Source organism: Agrobacterium sp. ST15.13.013, assembly GCF_027956525.1.
Taxonomy (GTDB): Bacteria; Pseudomonadota; Alphaproteobacteria; order Rhizobiales; family Rhizobiaceae; genus Agrobacterium; species Agrobacterium salinitolerans.
Genome location: NZ_JAQKGP010000004.1, coordinates 1 through 18,528, shown reverse-complemented (window position 1 = coordinate 18,528; position 18,528 = coordinate 1). Strand labels below are relative to the sequence as shown.

At 58.8% G+C, this 18,528-nt stretch carries 19 protein-coding genes and 1 tRNA gene; 10 read left to right on the top strand and 10 right to left on the bottom strand.

Going from position 1 to position 18,528, the window contains the following annotated elements:
- The first annotated feature begins 25 nt into the window (after positions 1-25).
- The 9 genes from cyoA to PL597_RS05390 all read left to right on the top strand — a co-directional run bounded on the left by cyoA (position 26) and on the right by PL597_RS05390 (position 8,890).
- Positions 26-1,156 carry a ubiquinol oxidase subunit II gene (gene cyoA, locus PL597_RS05430; protein ID WP_269824906.1) on the top strand — a complete coding sequence of 377 codons (1,131 nt, stop codon included), beginning with the start codon at positions 26-28 and terminating at the stop codon, positions 1,154-1,156.
- Between the two features lie 76 nt (positions 1,157-1,232).
- Positions 1,233-3,236: a cytochrome o ubiquinol oxidase subunit I gene (gene cyoB, locus PL597_RS05425; protein ID WP_269833600.1), complete on the top strand. Its 2,004-nt coding sequence runs from the start codon at positions 1,233-1,235 to the stop codon at positions 3,234-3,236.
- Positions 3,237-3,241: 5 nt separating this feature from the next.
- Positions 3,242-3,868: a cytochrome o ubiquinol oxidase subunit III gene (cyoC, locus tag PL597_RS05420; RefSeq protein ID WP_173987824.1), complete on the top strand. Its 627-nt coding sequence runs from the start codon at positions 3,242-3,244 to the stop codon at positions 3,866-3,868.
- Positions 3,868-4,263, top strand: coding sequence for a cytochrome o ubiquinol oxidase subunit IV (gene cyoD, locus PL597_RS05415; RefSeq protein ID WP_003514416.1), 396 nt, complete (start codon positions 3,868-3,870; stop codon positions 4,261-4,263). The genes cyoC and cyoD overlap by 1 nt, the downstream gene beginning before the upstream one ends.
- A 177-nt stretch (positions 4,264-4,440) precedes the next feature.
- Complete coding sequence (locus PL597_RS05410) at positions 4,441-5,202, top strand: SURF1 family protein (protein ID WP_271364820.1); 762 nt, start codon at positions 4,441-4,443, stop codon at positions 5,200-5,202.
- Between the two features lie 112 nt (positions 5,203-5,314).
- Positions 5,315-6,535, top strand: a complete 1,221-nt coding sequence (locus tag PL597_RS05405; protein ID WP_271364721.1) for a phosphopentomutase — start codon at positions 5,315-5,317, stop codon at positions 6,533-6,535.
- Positions 6,532-7,509 (top strand): adenosine deaminase, encoded by a 978-nt coding sequence (locus PL597_RS05400; protein WP_271364720.1) that lies wholly within the window; start codon positions 6,532-6,534, stop codon positions 7,507-7,509. The genes PL597_RS05405 and PL597_RS05400 overlap by 4 nt, the downstream gene beginning before the upstream one ends.
- Before the next feature lie 95 nt (positions 7,510-7,604).
- On the top strand, positions 7,605-8,234 hold the full coding sequence (upp, locus tag PL597_RS05395; protein ID WP_004439188.1) for a uracil phosphoribosyltransferase: 630 nt from the start codon (positions 7,605-7,607) through the stop codon (positions 8,232-8,234).
- 134 nt (positions 8,235-8,368) lie between these two features.
- The gene (locus tag PL597_RS05390; protein WP_162520587.1) at positions 8,369-8,890 is read left to right on the top strand and encodes a TIGR02281 family clan AA aspartic protease; all 522 of its coding nucleotides are present in this window, start codon (positions 8,369-8,371) and stop codon (positions 8,888-8,890) included.
- Here PL597_RS05390 and deoA read toward each other — a convergent pair.
- From deoA to PL597_RS05340, 10 genes are all read right to left on the bottom strand, one after another.
- The gene (gene deoA / locus PL597_RS05385; protein WP_271364719.1) at positions 8,883-10,199 is read right to left on the bottom strand and encodes a thymidine phosphorylase; all 1,317 of its coding nucleotides are present in this window, start codon (positions 10,197-10,199) and stop codon (positions 8,883-8,885) included. The two genes, PL597_RS05390 and deoA, sit on opposite strands and share 8 nt — an antisense overlap.
- Positions 10,196-10,969 (bottom strand): deoxyribose-phosphate aldolase, encoded by a 774-nt coding sequence (gene deoC, locus PL597_RS05380; RefSeq protein WP_077984568.1) that lies wholly within the window; start codon positions 10,967-10,969, stop codon positions 10,196-10,198. The genes deoA and deoC overlap by 4 nt, the downstream gene beginning before the upstream one ends.
- 2 nt (positions 10,970-10,971) lie before the next feature.
- Complete coding sequence (locus tag PL597_RS05375; RefSeq protein WP_137409555.1) at positions 10,972-11,772, bottom strand: purine-nucleoside phosphorylase; 801 nt, start codon at positions 11,770-11,772, stop codon at positions 10,972-10,974.
- Positions 11,772-12,176, bottom strand: a complete 405-nt coding sequence (locus PL597_RS05370) for a cytidine deaminase (RefSeq protein ID WP_077984570.1) — start codon at positions 12,174-12,176, stop codon at positions 11,772-11,774. The genes PL597_RS05375 and PL597_RS05370 overlap by 1 nt, the downstream gene beginning before the upstream one ends.
- A gap of 4 nt (positions 12,177-12,180) precedes the next feature.
- The gene (locus PL597_RS05365; protein WP_077984571.1) at positions 12,181-13,152 is read right to left on the bottom strand and encodes an ABC transporter permease; all 972 of its coding nucleotides are present in this window, start codon (positions 13,150-13,152) and stop codon (positions 12,181-12,183) included.
- A 6-nt stretch (positions 13,153-13,158) separates the two neighbouring features.
- Positions 13,159-14,262 carry an ABC transporter permease gene (locus tag PL597_RS05360; protein ID WP_271364718.1) on the bottom strand — a complete coding sequence of 368 codons (1,104 nt, stop codon included), beginning with the start codon at positions 14,260-14,262 and terminating at the stop codon, positions 13,159-13,161.
- Positions 14,263-14,269: 7 nt separating this feature from the next.
- A complete protein-coding gene (locus PL597_RS05355) occupies positions 14,270-15,775 on the bottom strand; it encodes an ABC transporter ATP-binding protein (protein WP_271364819.1) in 1,506 nt (501 codons plus the stop codon).
- 82 nt (positions 15,776-15,857) lie between these two features.
- Entirely contained in the window at positions 15,858-16,850 is a 993-nt protein-coding gene (locus PL597_RS05350; protein ID WP_077984574.1) for a BMP family lipoprotein, read from the bottom strand.
- A 214-nt stretch (positions 16,851-17,064) separates the two neighbouring features.
- Positions 17,065-17,715 carry a peptide-methionine (S)-S-oxide reductase MsrA gene (gene msrA / locus PL597_RS05345; RefSeq protein WP_271364717.1) on the bottom strand — a complete coding sequence of 217 codons (651 nt, stop codon included), beginning with the start codon at positions 17,713-17,715 and terminating at the stop codon, positions 17,065-17,067.
- Positions 17,716-17,790: 75 nt separating this feature from the next.
- On the bottom strand, positions 17,791-18,108 hold the full coding sequence (locus tag PL597_RS05340) for a hypothetical protein (RefSeq protein WP_142913793.1): 318 nt from the start codon (positions 18,106-18,108) through the stop codon (positions 17,791-17,793).
- Between the two features lie 220 nt (positions 18,109-18,328).
- Here PL597_RS05340 and PL597_RS05335 point away from each other — a divergent pair.
- A tRNA-Ser gene (locus PL597_RS05335) sits at positions 18,329-18,418 on the top strand.
- Positions 18,419-18,528: the final 110 nt, after the last annotated feature.

The window sequence follows — 18,528 nt, the reverse complement described above, 5'->3', positions numbered from 1 at the left end:
GACAATATACCTCATTCTAAAAATGATGTTCGGCAATTATTCGCGGCATAATCCAAACTGTACGAGTTCAAAGAACGTGCGCACGATCAAAAAAATCCTATCCGCCCTTCTGGCAATCCCGGCTCTGCTGCTGCTCAGCGGCTGCAACCTCGTCGTCATGAACCCTTCGGGCGACATCGCGATCCAGCAGCGCGATCTTATCATCACGTCCACGGTTCTGATGCTGCTGATCATCGTCCCGGTCATTGCCCTGACGCTGTTCTTCGCATGGAAGTATCGCGAATCAGGGAAGGCTGAGGATTACGATCCCGAGTGGCACCACTCCACCCGCCTGGAAATGGTGATCTGGTCGGCTCCGGTCGCCATCATCCTGATGCTCGGCACAGTGACCTGGATTTCCACGCACCGTCTCGACCCCTATCGCCCGCTGGAGCGTATCGACGAGAACCGCCAGGTGACCGCCGAAACCAAGCCTATCACGGTAGAAGTGGTGGCCATGGACTGGAAGTGGCTGTTCTTCTATCCCGAACTCGGCATTGGCAGCGTCAATGAATTCGCCGCTCCGGTCGATGTTCCGATCAATTTCAAGATCACCGGCACGACGGCGATGAACTCCTTCTTCGTTCCCGCGCTCGCCGGCCAGATCTACGCCATGGGCGGCATGCAGACGAAGCTGCACGCGGTCATCAACAAGGAAGGCGTTTATGACGGCTTCTCGGCCAATTTCTCCGGCCCAGGTTTCTCGCACATGCGCTTCAAATTCCATGGCCTGAGCCAGCAGGGCTTCGATCAGTGGGTGGCGAAGGCGAAAGAAAGCGGCAAGGGCTTCGGCCGTCAGGAATATCTGGAATTCGCCAAGCCTTCCGAACGCGAACCAGTACAATATTTCGCTTCGGTCGATCCCGAACTCTACAGCGCCATCCTCAACCGCTGCGTCGAGCCGAACAAGCTCTGCATGCGTGACATGATGCATATCGACGCCAATGGCGGCGGCGGCAAGGAAGGCATCGACATCGCCAAGGCGCTGAATTCCGTCGTCTGCACGCCGCTTGCGCCCTTTGGCGTCGCCAGCGGGCCCCAATCCACTCCGGCTGCGCTCGAAGGACAGACTTTCGAACCTGCGGCGCTGCCGGAAACGAAACAAGTCGCTGGCTGACGGATACGTCCCGGCATTATGCGGCGCGGCCAATGGCTGCGCCGATCTTATGTCTTAGAATCGCAAGAGGCTAAAAATGATCGTCAATTCCGATCAAACGTCGTTCCTGTTCGGGAAGCTGACATGGGAGTCCATCCCGCTTCACGAGCCCATTCTTGTCGCGACCTTCGCGGCCGTGGCTCTGGGCGGTATCGCCGTCGTCGGCGCCCTCACCTATTTCCGCCTCTGGGGCTATCTCTGGAACGAATGGTTCACGAGCATCGATCACAAGAAGATCGGTATCATGTACATCATTCTGGCGCTGGTCATGCTGCTGCGCGGTTTCGCCGATGCGATCATGATGCGCGTCCAGCAGGCGATCGCGTCGGGCGGATCGGAGGGTTACCTTCCGCCGCACCATTACGATCAGATCTTCACGGCCCACGGCGTCATCATGATCTTCTTCATGGCCATGCCGATGATCACGGGTCTGATGAACTTCGTCGTACCGCTACAGATCGGCGCCCGCGACGTTTCGTTCCCCTTCCTCAACAACTTCTCCTTCTGGATGACCACGGCCGGCGCCGTCATCACCATGATCTCGCTGTTCATCGGTGAATATGCGCAGACCGGCTGGCTGGCCTATCCGCCGCTCTCCGGCATCGATGGAAGCCCCGGGGTCGGGGTCGATTATTATATCTGGGGTCTGCAGATCGCCGGTGTGGGAACGACGCTATCGGGCATCAACCTGATCGTGACGATCATCAAGATGCGCGCGCCTGGCATGACCATGATGCGCCTGCCGATCTTCGTGTGGACATCGCTGTGTTCGAACATCCTGATCGTGGCCTCCTTCCCGATCCTGACCGGCACGCTGGCACTTCTCACCCTCGACCGTTACGTTGGCACGAATTTCTTCACCAACGATCTCGGCGGCAATCCGATGATGTATGTCAATCTCATCTGGATCTGGGGCCATCCCGAAGTCTATATTCTGGTGCTGCCCGCCTTCGGCGTCTTCTCGGAAATCGTCTCGACCTTCTCCAACAAGCGCCTTTTCGGTTATGCCTCGATGGTCTACGCCACGGGCGTCATCACCATCCTCGCTTATATCGTGTGGCTGCACCACTTCTTCACAATGGGTTCCGGTGCAAGCGTCAACGCTTTCTTCGGCATCACCACGATGATCATCTCGATCCCGACGGGCGCGAAGATTTTCAACTGGCTCTTCACCATGTATAAGGGCCGCATCAAGTTCGACGTTCCGATGCTCTGGACGATCGGCTTCATGATCACCTTCGTCATCGGCGGCATGACCGGCGTTCTTCTTGCCGTTCCGCCGGCGGATTTCGTGTTGCACAACTCGCTGTTCCTCATCGCCCACTTCCACAACACCATCATCGGTGGCGTGGTGTTCGGTGTGCTCGCGGGTATCGTCTACTGGTTCCCGAAGGCCTTCGGTTACCGTCTCGATCCGTTCTGGGGCAAGCTGTCCTTCTGGTTCTGGTTCATCGGCTTCTATTTCGCCTTCATGCCGCTCTACATTCTCGGCCTGATGGGCATCACCCGCCGTCTCAGCCAGTTTGAAGACAATTCGCTACAGATCTGGTTCGTCATCGCCGCCTTCGGCGCCTTCCTGATCGCGCTCGGCATCGCCTCCTTCGTCATCCAGCTCATCGTCAGCTTCCTCAATCGCGAAAAGCTGCGTGACGTGACCGGCGACCCCTATAACGGCCGTACGCTGGAATGGTCGACGTCTTCGCCGCCGCCCGCCTACAACTTCGCCTTCACGCCGGTCATTCACGACGTGGATGCCTGGGCGGATATGAAGAAGCGCGGTTACAGCCGTCCCAAGGAAGGTTTCATTCCGATCCATATGCCGAAGAACACCGGCGCGGGCGTCATCATCAGCGCCATCAGCGTCGTCCTCGGCTTCGCCCTGGTGTGGCATATCTGGTGGCTTGCCGCGCTTTCGATGCTCGCCATCATTGCAGTCTCGATTGCCCACACCTTCAACTACAACCGCGAATACTACATTCCGGCTTCCGACGTTTCGACTGTCGAGGCTGAGCGTACAAAGCTGCTTGCAGAACAGGCGTAACGAATATGGCTCATGCACCTGCACAAAGCGCCAGCGGCGCTGAACCACCGGTCTTTTACCTGAAGGAAGACCACCACCCGGAGAACGGCACGTCGCTGGGCTTCTGGCTCTACCTGATGAGCGACTGCCTCATCTTCGCGACGCTGTTTGCCACCTATGCCGTTGTCGGCCGCAGCTATGCGGCCGGTCCTTCGGGTGCGGACCTGTTTGATCTCAAGCTGGTCGCCATCAATACCGGCTTCCTGCTTTTCTCCTCCATCACCTATGGCTTTGCCATGCTGGAAATGGAAAAGCAGAAGGTAAAAACAACGCTGATATGGCTTGGCGTGACCGGCCTGTTCGGCCTCGCCTTCCTTGCCGTCGAACTTTACGAGTTCCACCACCTGATCGCGGAAGGTGCGGGCCCGCAGCGTTCGGCGTTCCTGTCGGCCTTCTTCGCGCTGGTCGGCACGCACGGCCTGCACGTCACCTTCGGCATCATCTGGCTCGTCACGCTGATGTTCCAGGTCGGCAAACATGGCCTCATCGCGGCGAACAAGCGCCGCCTGATGTGCCTGTCGATGTTCTGGCACTTCCTTGACGTCATCTGGATCGGCGTCTTCTCCTTCGTTTACCTCATGGGAGTTCTTTGATGAGTTCCGAAGCACACGCACATCACGACGCGCATGGCGACGACCATCATCACCATGATGGTGCGAGCCACGGCACCTTCAAGAGCTACATGATCGGCTTCGTCTTGTCGGTCATCCTGACGGCGATCCCCTTCTGGCTGGTCATGGGCGACGTTCTTGAAAACAAGACCCTGCTGGTCATCGCCATCATGGGTCTCGGCGTCATCCAGATCTTCGTTCACATGATCTACTTCCTGCACATGGACACCAAGTCAGAAGGCGGCTGGACCTTCATGGCGCTGATCTTCACCGTCGTGGTGCTCCTGATCACGCTCTCCGGCTCGCTCTGGGTCATGTACAACATGAACAAGAACATGATGCCGCTGCACATCGAGGATGTGAAAAACCTGCCCTGAGCAGCCATAAATCAGCGGCCTGCCGGAAGCCCGGCAGGCCGCTTTCCGCGCCAACACATAACCCCATGAATCGGCGCGATTTATGGGGTTATTTGCTGGAGCAAGCGCATGCGGGTGCAAAGAGCCCCGCCGGAGCAGACGATCTCTCTGCCGGTGACGCTTTGCAAGGACCGTGACATGAGTGAAATCGCACCCCAAAATCGGCGCATCCGTCCTGCGGCAATTGTCGTCCTGTTTTTGACCATTGCCCTGACGGGCTGCCTGCTGGCGCTTGGAACATGGCAGGTTCAGCGCCTTTTCTGGAAACTCGACCTGATCCAACGCGTTGACGCCCGCGCCCATGCCGAGCCCGTCGATGCCCCTGCCGCCAGCGAATGGCCGGCCCTTGGTAACCCCTCGGATTACGAATATCGTCGTGTGAAACTGACCGGCACCCTGCTGAATGATAGGGAAGTCCAGGTCTACACGGTCACCGATCTCGGGCCCGGTTACTGGGTGATGACCCCGCTTCGGCGCGACGATGGTTCAAGTATCATCGTCAATCGCGGTTTCGTGCCGTCCGACCGGCGCGATCCATCTTCACGCACGGAAGGCGAACCCACCGGAAACGTCGAGATCGTCGGGCTGATGCGCGCGCCGGAAACCGGCGGGCTTTTCCTGAGAACCAACGACCCGGCAAATGGCCGCTGGTATTCCCGCAATATTCCAGAGATCACACAGGCTTTCGGGCTGTCAGACGTTGCGCCCTTTTATGTCGATGCGGATGCGACACCCAATCCGGGTGGCCTGCCGGTTGGTGGCAAGACCATGCTGACTTTCCCCAATAACCACCTCTCTTACGCCATCACGTGGTATATTCTGGCGGCGATGGTGGTTGCTGCGGGCTGGTATGTGATGCGCAACCTCAACGCACCGAAATCGAAAGGGGATGCTGATTGAACCGCTGTTTTACCGGATGGTTCATAAAAGCGCTTCCTTCTTCACGTTTTGCTGATCTATAACGACAGTTCGGCCTGACATTGCCCGTCGGCGCATTTTGTTTCGGTGAGTTATGGCAAGAGCATTTCTTCTCGTTCTGGATTCCTTTGGCGTCGGCGGCGCACCCGACGCGGAGCGCTATGGCGATCTTGGCGCAAACACACTCGGCCATATCGCGGAATTCTGTGCAGCGGGCGCTGCCGATAAAGCGGGACTTCGCGCCGGTCCGTTGAAGCTGCCGAACATGTGTTCGCTCGGCCTACTGGAAATCGCCAGACAGGCAAGCGGCGACATTCCCGCCGGCATGGAACCACCGGAACGGATTTTCGGCCTGCACGGCTCTGCCAGCGAAATCTCCAAGGGCAAGGACACGCCTTCAGGCCATTGGGAGATCGCCGGCACGCCCGTGACATTCGACTGGGGTTATTTCCCGACGGAGGGCGACGCCTTTTCCCCGGAGCTGGTTGAGGCCATCTGCAAGGAGGCCGATATTCCCGGTATCCTCGGCAATTGCCATGCTTCCGGCACCGAGATCATCGCGGCGCTCGGTGAAGAACATATCAGGACCGGCAAACCGATCTGCTACACCTCTTCCGATTCCGTGTTCCAGATCGCCGCGCATGAAAAGCATTTCGGTCTGGAGCGCCTCATCGCGCTTTGCGAGACAGTGCGCAAACTGCTCGATCCTCTGAATATAGGCCGTGTCATCGCCCGCCCCTTTATCGGCGAGACGGTGGCAACCTTCGAACGCACCGGCAACCGCCGCGATTTCTCCGTTCTACCACCCGAGCCGACATTGCTCGACCGCCTTGTGGAGGCTGGCAGGAAAGTGCATGCGATCGGTAAGATCGGCGATATCTATGCTCACAAGGGTGTCTCGCGCATCATCAAGGCAAATGGCAACAGCGCCCTGATGGATGCAACACTGCACGCTATTGACGAAGCCGAAAACGGCGATCTTGTCTTCACCAATTTCGTCGATTTCGACATGCTCTACGGTCACCGCCGAGACGTTGCCGGTTATGCGGCGGCGCTTGAGGCCTTCGATGCACGTATTCCGGAAATCCACCGCAAGATGGCACCGGGCGATATAGCGCTTCTCACCGCCGACCATGGCTGCGATCCCACTTGGCGGGGCACGGACCATACACGCGAAAGGGTGCCGATCATGGCATTCGGACCTGGCATCCGATCCCGCGATGTCGGTATTCGTTCAAGCTACGCGGATATCGGCGAGAGTATCGCCCACCATCTTGGCATAGAGGCCGGTTCACACGGCAGGAGCTTCATTTGACATCGCATTTGCTGAAAGCGGAAATTCACTGCCACCTCGAAGGTGCGGCACCGCCTGCCCTTGTTGCGAAACAGGCGGAAAAATACGGTATAGACACCAGCGGCTTTTTGCGCGACGGCCAATATGTATGGTCGGATTTTGCGGAATTCATCCAGTGCTACGATGCGGTGGCGCAGGTGTTCAAGTCCGACGAGGACTATGCGGTCCTGACGGAAACCTATCTGACGGAACTGGCACAAGCCAATACGATCTACAGCGAATTGATCATCTCGCCGGATCATGGCGACCGCATCGGTCTTGGCGCCGACGCCTATCTTGCCGGCATTGCCGAGGGCATCCGTATCGCCAAGGAAAAGACCGGCATCGAAACCCGCATCATCGTCACCGGGGAGCGGCATTTCGGCCCGGAGCGGGTGATCGCAGCAGCCGAATATGCGGCGCGCGCCCGACATCCGCTGGTCACCGGCTTCAACATGGCGGGCGAAGAACGGATGGGCCGGGTTGCCGACTACGCCCGCGCCTTCGATATCGCCCGCGATGCGGGACTTGGGCTGACCATTCATGCCGGTGAGGTCTGCGGACCGGAAAGCGTTGCCGACGCACTCGATCTCGTCAAACCGTCGCGTATCGGCCACGGCGTGCGTGCCATCGAAGATACCGCACTCATCTCCCGGCTCGTCGAGACGGGAACGGTTCTCGAAGTCTGCCCCGGCTCGAATATCGCGCTCGGCGTCTATCCCGATTTCGCCAGCCACCCGTTGAAAGCCCTGAGCGATGCCGGAGTGCGCGTCTGCATCAGTTCCGACGATCCGCCGTTCTTCTTCACCTCGCTTGCGCGGGAATATGCGCTGGCTGCGGGGGCTTTCGGGTTCAGCGATAGCGAGATCAACCGCATGACCCGTACCGCGCTGGAATTCGCCTTCGTGGACGAGGCAACGCGCGAGCGACTGCTTGCTAGACTGGGTAATGCCTGAGACGGTTGTTGGCAGGGTAAAACCGCGAAGAAGGCTTGCGAAAAACGTGCTTTCGGTGAATTACAGGGCATAAGATAAAAAGGAAGGCCAGTTTCATGGACGGCGTCACAGTCATCGAACATCCGCTGGTGCGGCACAAACTTACCATCATGCGCAAGAAGGAAACTTCCACGGCCGGCTTCCGCCGTCTGCTGAGGGAAATTTCGACGCTGCTCTGCTATGAAGTGACGCGCGACCTTGAGATGACGATGGAGACCATCGATACGCCGCTCGAGACCATTCAGGCACCCGTTCTCGAAGGCAAGAAGCTGGTTTTCGCTTCCATCCTGCGCGCCGGCAACGGGCTTCTGGAAGGCATGCTGGAGCTGGTTCCATCTGCGCGCGTTGCCCATGTCGGCGTCTATCGTGACCACGATACGCTCGAAGCCGTCGAATATTATTTCAAGGCACCCGAAAGCCTCGATGCCCGTCTGGTCATCGTTGTCGATCCGATGCTGGCGACCGGCAACTCTTCCATCGCAGCCGTTGAAAAACTCAAAGAGCGTGGCGCGAAGAACATCCGCTTCCTGTGTCTGCTGGCGGCTCCCGAAGGCATCAAGAATTTCCGCGAAGCGCATCCCGATGTGCCGATCTATACCGCCGCCATCGACAGGCATCTGAACGAAAAAGGCTATATCGTTCCCGGCCTCGGCGATGCCGGCGACCGCATGTACGGTACCAAATAACACCGTTCATCATTACTTAACCGTTTGAGCCATTCGCCGCACGCAACGCGGCGGATGGCTTTTTCTTTTAAGATTTCAGCATGTTTTGCGTCTATTCTCGGCAAGGATAACCCCGCCCTTTGAGGAGAAACGACTTGCTGGCGCGCGCGATTTTCCTGCTTGTTGGCATTTCCCTCGGCGCAACGCAAATTCCGGCGCTGGTGGAAAAATTTCAGCCGCGCCCGGAAGCAGGCGTCGAGAAAGCGGAAGCCAGACCCGAGGCGGCCAAACCGGAGTCCGTTTCCCTTGGCGGCGTCAATCTGAAAGCCGATGCTCGCGGCCACTTCAATGCCGCCTTCCGCATCAACGGCAAATCCTTCGACGGCCTTGTCGATACCGGCGCTTCCATGGTCGCCATCAACGAGACGATTGCGCGCCGACTCGGTTACGGGGTCAATAGCCTCGATTTTAAGTATGCGATTTCAACGGCCAACGGCCAGACCATGGCCGCCTATGTGAAGCTCGACCGGGTGGAAATCGGCGCTATCCGGGTTCAGAATGTCGACGCCATGGTGCTGAAGGACAATGCGCTTAGCAACATGCTGATCGGCATGAGCTTCCTCAAGCAATTGTCATCATTCAAGGTATCGGGCGGCGAAATGCGGCTGGTCAGGTGATCCTCTCAAGAACCACGTTGCCGATCTCTGTCGCAGCGTCATCAATCCCGTAACAAGCCGCAATCATTTCGGCGGCGTGTTCCGCTTCTTCTTTCGAGGCAGCATGGACTATCGCGACAGGCTCGCCCTTTTCCACTTTTGTGCCGAGCGGCAGGATGTCAGAAATACCGACCGCAGCGTCAACGGTATCCGACGGCTTTCTTCTACCGCCGCCAAGCTCCACAACCACCATACCGAGATCGCGGGTCGCGCAGGATGAGAGCCAACCGCTGCGCGGAGCCGAGACCGGGAGAGTGACCGGCGCGGACGGCAGGTAATGGGACGGGCGTACAACGAAATCCGAAGGCCCGCCGAGTGCTGAAACCATCCGCGCAAAGACCTCCATGGCCCGGCCGGAGGAAAGAGCGGCCAGCGCCAGCGCCTCGCCTTCATCAAGCGTAGTCGCGCTCCCGGCCTGCGCCAGCATTTCCGCAGCGAAGGCGAGCACGACCTTTTCGAGACGGGTTCCCGCTTTGCGACCAGCCAGAAAATCCAGGCAATTAACGATCTCGACCGCATTACCGGCTGCATCGCCAAGCGGCTGGTTCATGTCGGTTACCAGCGCCGTCGTCGGCAGGCCCGCGCCATTCGCCACATCGACCAACGCGCGAGCCAGATTGCGGGCATCCTCCACATTCTGCATGAAGGCGCCGTTGCCCACCTTCACATCCAGAACCAGCGTCTGCAGCCCGGCCGCAAGCTTTTTCGACAGGATGGAGGCCGTGATCAGCGGTATGGAATCCACCGTCGCGGTCACATCGCGAATGGCGTAAAGACGTTTGTCGGCGGGAGCGAGATCACCCGTCTGGCCGATGATGGCGCAGCCGACCGTCTTTACCGTCCGGCGAAACAACATCTCGTCCGGCGTGACGTTGTAACCGGGGATCGCTTCCAGCTTGTCCAGTGTGCCGCCGGTATGGCCAAGGCCCCTGCCGGAAATCATCGGCACGGCAAGACCGCAGGCGGCAACGATGGGCGCGAGCATCAGGGAGACATTATCGCCGATGCCGCCGGTGGAGTGCTTGTCCGCCACCGGCCTGCCGAGATCGCTCCAGGACAGGACCTCACCGCTGTCGCGCATCGCCAGTGTCAGCGCCACCATCTCATCCCGGTTCATGCCGCGGAAGAACACCGCCATGGCAAAGGCAGCCGCCTGCCCTTCCGAGATGCCGTCTTTTGAAAGCGCCTCTATGAAAGCGGCAATCTCCCGAGGCTCAAGTGACAGGCCATCGCGTTTGCGCCGGATGATTTCCTGCGGGATCAAGCTCAATACCCGCTGGCGGCCCTGGCGGGCTCGCCGCCGGCCAGCACGTTCAGCACATCATCGAGGACACCCGACGCGCCGAAACGGAAGGTGGACGGCATGGCCCAGTTGGGCGCCATGATGGTTTCCGCAAGCCTCAAGTAAAGCGTGGCGTCCTCCACCGTGCCGATGCCGCCGGCGGGCTTGAAACCCACCTTCTGCCGGCTGTCGCGGATCGCCTGCAACATGATGTCGGCGGCCTCCAGCGTGGCATTGATGGCAACCTTGCCAGTCGAGGTCTTGATGAAATCGGCCCCTTCGGCAATGGCGAGTTCGGATGCGCGACGGATCAGCGCCTTGTCCTTCAACTCGCCGGTTTCAAGAATAACCTTGAGCAACACAGGTGCCGCGCAGGCCTTGCGAACGGCAGCCACCATGTTCGAAACCGCCGTTTCATCGCCTGCTATGAACTTTCGATAGGGAATGACCAGATCGATTTCGTCAGCGCCGTCGCGGATCGCCGCCTCGGTTTCCGCAACCACAGCCGCGATGTCGAGATCGCCCGAAGGAAAATTGACGACCGTGGCGATGCGGATAGCATGGTCTTTTCCGAAAGCAGCACGGGCCTGCGCCACGAAGCGCGGCCAGATGCAGATTGCGGCCGTATTGCCGTATTCCGTATGGGCCCGCTGGCACAGAGCGGCGATCTGCTCGGGCGTGCAATCTTCCTTGAGATTGGTCAGGTCCAGCAAGGACAAAGTGAGGGCAGCCGCTTCGCGCGGACGCTGGAGTTCCATGGTCACGCTCCTCCTGCGATCATTTCCTTTAGGATGGCGGCAAGCCTCTTGCCGCCCACGGGAGCCATATCCTTGGTTTCTTCATGGCTCAGTTCCGCACCGGTCATGCCGGCACCGTAATTGGTAATAACCGATGCAGCAGCAACACGCATCCCGAAAAAGCGGGCAAGGATGACTTCCGGCACGGTGGACATGCCGACGGCATCAGCCCCCAGCAGCCGCGCCATGCGGATTTCCGCCGGCGTTTCGAAGCTCGGGCCGGAAAACCACATATAGACGCCGCCAAACAATGGCACCGTCGCGCGGATGGCGGCGTTGCGCATGGCAAGCATCAGATCAGGATCGTAAGCAGTGGTCATGCCGACGAAGCGACGGTCGCTTTCTTCACCGATCAGCGGGTTCATGCCGGAATAGTTGATGTGATCGGTGATCTGCATGACTGAACCGGGCGGCATATCCTGCCTGACCGAGCCTGCCGAATTGGTGAGGATGAGCGACTGCACGCCGAGACCAGCCAGCGCTTCGATGACAACCCGCATCGCGGACGGATCGCCCTTTTCGTAAAAGTGCACCCGACCGGAGAGCATCATGACCGGCTCACCACCGAGATAACCGGCCACCAGCTCGCCCGCATGGCCGGAAACACCGCTTGCGGGAAAACCGGGAAGCTCGGCATAGGGCACGCGGATCGGATCGCTGACCTCTTCCACCAAAGAACCCAAACCCGAGCCGAGCACGATGGCTACGCGCGGCATTAGGCCGTTCAGGCGCTCCACCAGAATATCGATCAGCGTATCCGGCATCAGGGCAGCTCTGTCTTGAAGCTGAAGGGCAAAAGCTCTTCCATGGTCATGACCTTCTGGACGCCAGTTTCGTCGCACAGATAGACTCGCGTTTCCGGCGTGGCAAATTCGGCGATCTTCTGCCGGCATCCGCCGCAAGGCGGGCAGAGAGCCAGCTTTTCAGCAATGACAGCGATCTCGCTGATCTTCTTTGCCCCACCCATGATCATGGCGCTGATCGCAGAAGGTTCGGCGCACCAGCCCTGCGGAAAAGAGAGGTTCTCGATATTGGCGCCCTTGTAAATCTTCCCGTCTTCCGCGCGGATCGCCGCGCCGACCGGAAATTTGGAATAAGGCGCGTGCGCAAAGGCCATGGCCTCCACCGCCGCCTCGAACAGCGCATGGGATTTTGGGTCGGAGGACATGGATTTAACGCTCCTTTGCATAGGCAACGCCACCGGCCTTGGGGGGCTTGGCGACGCCGATGAAACCGGCAAGCAGAATGCAGGTCAGAATATAGGGCATGGCCTGGAAAATCTGCACCGGCACTTCGCCGATACCGGGCACGGATTTGCCCTGCATGAAGTTAGCGAAGGCGTCCAGAAAACCGAACAGCAGGCAGGCGAACATGACCGGCACCGGCTTCCATTTCGCGAAGATCAGCGCTGCCAGCGCGATATAGCCCTTGCCCGCCGACATGTTGGCGATGAAGGCCGCCGATTGCGCAACGGCAAGATAGGCACCTGAGAAACCGCAGAGAAAGCCGGCGACGATGACCGCGCGGTAACGCATCCACGTCACCGAAATGCCCGCCGTATCGACGGCACCCGGGTTTTCACCGACAGCGCGCAGGCGCAGGCCGAAACGGGTGCGGTAAAGCACCCACCAGGACAGCGGTACCGCCAGAAATGCCAGATAGGTGAGGATATTGTTGCCGGAAATGACATTGGCATAAAGCGGGCCGATGAAGGGCACCTCACGCATCGCGTCCGCACCTGGCAAGATGATCGGCGCAAAACGGCCCTCTGCCGACAATTGCGGCGTGCGGCCGCCTTGCCCGAACCAGGCCTGCCCCAGAACAACCGTCAGGCCGGCGGCGATGAAATTCAGCGCCACGCCGGATACGATCTGGTTGCCACGGTTAGTGATGACGGCAAAACCATGGGTCAGCGAGAACAGAATGGAGATGGTGATGCCCGCCAGCAGACCGGCCCAGGGATTGGCCGTGATATAGGCCACACAGGCGGAAGCGAAGGCCGCCGCCAGCATCTTGCCTTCAAGGCCGATATCGAACACGCCAGCGCGCTCGGAAAAGAGCCCGGCGAGCGCGGTGAAGAGCAGCGGGATAGTGAGACGGACGGTCGAGCCGAGGATGCTGACCAGCATATCGAAAAAATCCATATCAACTCACCCCTTTGCCAAACGCTGGTAGATGCGCACAACCGCCGGCCGGTACATATATTCCAATGCGCCTGCGAAAAGGATCACCAGACCCTGGATGACAACGATCATCTCACGGGTGATGTTCGGCATCTCGAAAGAAAGATCCGCACCGCCCTGATAGAGAATACCGAACAGCAATGCCGAAAAGATGATGCCAAGCGGATGGCTTCGCCCCATCAGCGACACAGCGATACCGACGAAACCCGCACCGCCGACGAATTCCACCTGCAGGCGGGCGGAAGCGCCCATGACCGGGTTCAGCGCCATCATGCCCGCCAGACCGCCGGAAATCAGCATGGCGATGATGACAGTGCGCGCATAGGGAATGCCGGCATAGACGGCGGCCGACGGGCTGATGCCGAGCGTGCGCATCTCATAACCGAGCTTGGTGCGCCAGATCAGAACCCAGACAAGGAAACACATGACCAGCGCGATGATGAAGGAGACGTTGAATGGCGCCGGCCCGAGCTTGAGGCCGAACAGCGCCATCAGCCAGTCAAGCTTCGGCAATTGCCCGTCCGGCAGAAAAGTGCGTGTTTCCGGCGCCATTTTGCCCGGCACGATCAGCACATTCACCAGCAGATAGACCATCAGCGCAGCCGCGATGAAGTTGAACATGATGGTGGTGATGACAACGTGGCTGCCGCGTTTCGCCTGCAGCCAAGCCGGAATGAAGGCCCAGGCCGCGCCGAAAACCGCAGCGCCGATGACGGCGAAAGGCATCGTCACATACCACGGCACGTAACGATCAAGCGCCAGAGCCACCAGCGCAGCGCCCAGCCCGCCAATATAGGCCTGACCTTCGGAGCCGATATTGAAAAGGCCGGCATGGAAAGCCACGGCGACGGAGAGACCGGTGAAGATGAAGCTCGTCGTGTAGAACAGCGTGAAGCCGATGGCGTCGCCGCGGCCGAGCGCTCCTTCGATGAGAAGGCGGAGCGCCGCCAGCGGGTTTTCCCCGATCGACCAGACAACGAGGCCGGAAATCAGGAAGGCGGTGACGACGTTCAGCAACGGCAACAGGCCATAGCTGATCCAGTTTGGTAAGGGAACGGAAGCGGTGCTCATTCATGCCTCATGCGGCGATGCCGGCCATCATCAGGCCCAGCGTCTGTTCTTCGGCTTCCGCCGTTTTCTCTCCAACGATACGGCCGGCGAACATGACCATGATCCGGTCCGAAAGGGAACGGATTTCATCAAGTTCGACCGAAACCAGCAAAATCGCCTTGCCGGCATCGCGCATTTCGATAATGCGGCGATGGATGAATTCGATAGCGCCAATGTCCACGCCGCGGGTCGGCTGGCCGATGATCAGCATCTTCGGGTCGCGTTCGATTTCGCGGGCGACGACGATCTTCTGCTGATTGCCGCCGGAAAAATTGGCGGTCTTCAGCTGCGGGTTCGGCGGGCGGATATCGTATTTCTCGATCTTTTCGACCGCATCCTTGCGGATCGCCTCGGGGTTGAGGAAAGGCCCTTTGCCGTATCGCTCATCATGGTGATAACCGAGGATGGAGTTTTCATATTCCTCGAATTTCAGCACCAGCCCCATATGGTGGCGGTCCTCCGGGATATGCGCGAGGCCGAGCCCGCGCAAAATTGCCGGATCGGGGCGGTCCACCTTCCGGCCATCCACCCATATCTCGCCCGAATAGGGCTTGCGGATCCCGGCTATGGCTTCGAGCAATTCCGACTGGCCATTGCCCGCCACACCGGCAATGCCGACGATTTCACCGGCGCGGACATCAAGAGAGACATCATCCACCATGGTGACGCCACGGTTGTCCTTGACAGTCAGATTGCGGATGGAGAGCAGAACATCGCCCGGCGTCGTCTCACCCTTCTCCACCCGGAGCAGCACGCGGCGACCGACCATCAGCTCAGCCAGTTCCTCGACGCTGGTTTCGGACGTCTTGCGGGTTGCCACCATTTCGCCGCGGCGCATGACGGAGACGGAATCCGTGATCGCCATGATCTCGCGCAGCTTGTGGGTGATGAGAATGACGGTCTTGCCCTGCTCGCGCAGAACGCCGAGGATCTTGAACAGGTGATCCGCCTCAGCCGGCGTCAGAACGCCGGTCGGCTCATCGAGGATCAGGATTTCGGCGCCGCGATACATGGCCTTGAGGATTTCGACGCGCTGTTGCAGGCCGACCGGCAGTTCCTCGATCACCGCATCCGGATCGACTTCCAGCCCGTAATCGTCCTCGAGGCGCTTTAGCTCCCTGCGGGCCGCCGCCCGCCCCTTGGCAAGCGATGCGCCGCCTTCCGCGCCCAGCATAACGTTTTCCAGCACGGTGAAATTTTCCACCAGCATGAAGTGCTGATGCACCATGCCGATGCCGGCATTGATGGCCGCCTGGCTGTCACGGATCGCGACGGGCGCGCCATTCACCCGGATTTCACCGGCATCCGCCTGGTAAAAACCGTAAAGGATCGACATCAGGGTCGACTTCCCGGCACCGTTTTCCCCGATGATGCCGTGTATCGTACCCTTGGCAACGGTCAGGTTGATATTCTTATTGGCGTGAACGGCACCGAATTTCTTGTCGATGCCCACGAGTTCGATTGCTGGGTCCATACTCAAACCGAAACCTTTCCGAAGGCTGGATATGAAAAGGGCGCAAGATGAAAAACATCATGCGCCCCAGTCAGATATCATATCATTTCGGGCAGGAATTGTCCGCCATATAGTCATGGACCTTGACGGCGCCGGAGATGATATCGGCCTTCGCCTTGTCCACGGCGGCGGTCATTTCCGGCGTGATGAGCGCCTTGTTGTTGTCGTCGAGGGCATAGGCCACGCCATCTTCCTTGACGCCGAGCGCAACGATGCCGGGGGTGAACTTGTCGTCCTTGGCATCCTTGTAGGCGTTATAGACAGCCAGATCGACCCGCTTGACCATCGAGGTCAGAACGGAACCCGGATGCAGATGGTTCTGGTTGGAGTCAACGCCGATGGAGAGCTTCTTGTTATCGGCGGCAGTCTGCAGAACGCCGAGACCAGTCGCACCGGCTGCCGCATAGATCACGTCAGCGCCCTGATCGATCTGGTTCTTGGTGAGTTCACCGCCGCGCACCGGATCGTTCCAGGCTGCACCTGTCGTTCCGGTCATGTTCTGGAAGACTTCGATCTTGTCGTTTGCCGCCTTGGCACCCTGGGCGTAACCACAGGCGAACTTGCGGATCAGCGGAATATCCATGCCGCCGATGAAGCCGACCTTGCCGGTCTTGGAGGCCATGCCGGCCAGAAGACCGACGAGGTAGGAACCTTCATGCTCCTTGTAGACCACGGAGCGGACATTCGGCAGCTCAACGACGGAATCGACGATCACGAACTTGGTGTCGGGGAATTCGGCTGCGACCTTTTCCATGGCCGAGGTCCAGGCGAAAGAAACGGCCACGACCGGGTTGAAGCCCTTGCTGGCGAAGTTGCGGATGGCCTGTTCGCCCTGCGTGTCGCTGGTCGGTTCGAAGTCACGGAAATCGATGCCCGTTTCCGCCTTGAACTTTTCAGCGCCGGCCGCAGCGGCCTCGTTGAACGACTTGTCGAACTTGCCGCCCGTGCCATAGACCAGCGCCGGCTTGATATCGGCAGCCAGCGCGGAAGCCGACATTGCGGCAAGCGCAAAAAGCGTCAGAAGGGATTTTTTCATTGTGCAGCCCTGTTGTTGCAATTGATATTTTAAGGGTCCTCCCGCAATCCCGTTTACCGGGAATGTCTGCGGAACCGCCAGCCGTTATCCCGGCTGTGCTTGCCTCATATCCTTGCATGGCTCAATGAAAAATTCATCCGGTTTTTTTGACCCGGTGGAAAAACTTTATTCTGGCGCTTTTTTGGTCTTTCCACCGGAGCGACTTGCAAAAAAACTAGTCGATATTGCAGCTTACGCCGGTTCCCCTCAGGCCGCAGTAGCCACCGGGGTTCTTGGCAAGATATTGCTGGTGATAGTCCTCGGCGTAATAAAACGTTTCAAGCGGCCCGATCTCGGTGGTGATGGTAGCGCCATGACCGGCATCGTTGAGGGACTCCTGAAAGGCATCCCGCCCCTTCTGTGCCTGCTGCAACTGCCCTTCCGTCGTCGCGTAGATGGCGGAACGGTAGGTCGTGCCGACATCGTTGCCCTGCCGCATCCCTTGAGTCGGATCATGCTCCTCGAAGAATATCTTCAGCAGGCCCGAAAGCGAGATAACCGCCGGATCGTATACAACCTTGACCACTTCGGCGTGGCCCGTCTGGCCGGTCGTCGTCTCCTGATAGGTGGGGTTGCGGGTGAAGCCGCCGGCATAACCAACCGCCGTCACCCAGACACCCGGCGTTTTCCAAAACAACCGTTCCGCACCCCAAAAGCAGCCCATGCCGAGATAAATGGTTTCAAGTCCCTCAGGATAAGGCCCCTTCAAGGGCCGGCCATTGACGAAATGGGCTTCCGGCACCGCAAGCGCCTCTTCACGGCCGGGCAAGGCGGTTTCTTCTGTCGGCATCGTGGTTTTTTTTGAAAGCGTATCGAACAGGAACATTCGGTCCTCCATGCGGCAAGTCCGCCGCTTTTCGTGGTTCACGTCTGCGGGCGCATCCTTTCGACAGACACAAAGTCAGGCCGATAAACGCCTCATCGCCTTGTGTTTCCTGTAACCCGCCATCCAGCAGAGCAGCGAAAGCGCCAGGGAAACGGCAAATGCGGGCACCGCCGACAGGGCATTTTCAATGAAGCGCCACGCTTCAGGGTGAATATAGTGAGCCATGGCCGCTTCCACCATGGTGCGGGAAGCAGGAAGAAGATAGTTCCAGACGGACAGGACGCCAGCGATGTTGACCGAGGATGTGGAAACCGAACGGATCGAATCGAGCACGCCCAGAAAAACCGCCGCAACGAGGAAAAGAAAGCTCAAAAACCGCAAAAAAGCTTTCATCAGAGACACCTCGCTTACGATCTGTCGGTCAGACAGACATATTTTCAAATCTATAATGCATCGATAAAGGCGGGAAAACCGGTTTGCAATCGCATCGGAACACAGGAAATTGCCGACATTTCAAAAAACTGTCAGATTCGTGTTGATCCCTGCGAATTCATCGGTATATATCGCGCCGTTCCAGTGATTTGCATTCTTCAAAACATGCAGATTTGAAAAAGGACAGGTGGCCGAGTGGTTTAAGGCGCACGCCTGGAACGCGTGTGTGCGTGAAAGCGTACCGTGGGTTCGAATCCCACCCTGTCCGCCATTTCACCCCACTGTCCAGACCGGAGACATAGGTAACAGTTTGTACCTAAGACATAGGTGACAATCTCGTGCCGAACGGATTGTCGATTGTTTGCAGCGTTCTCTGTTCCA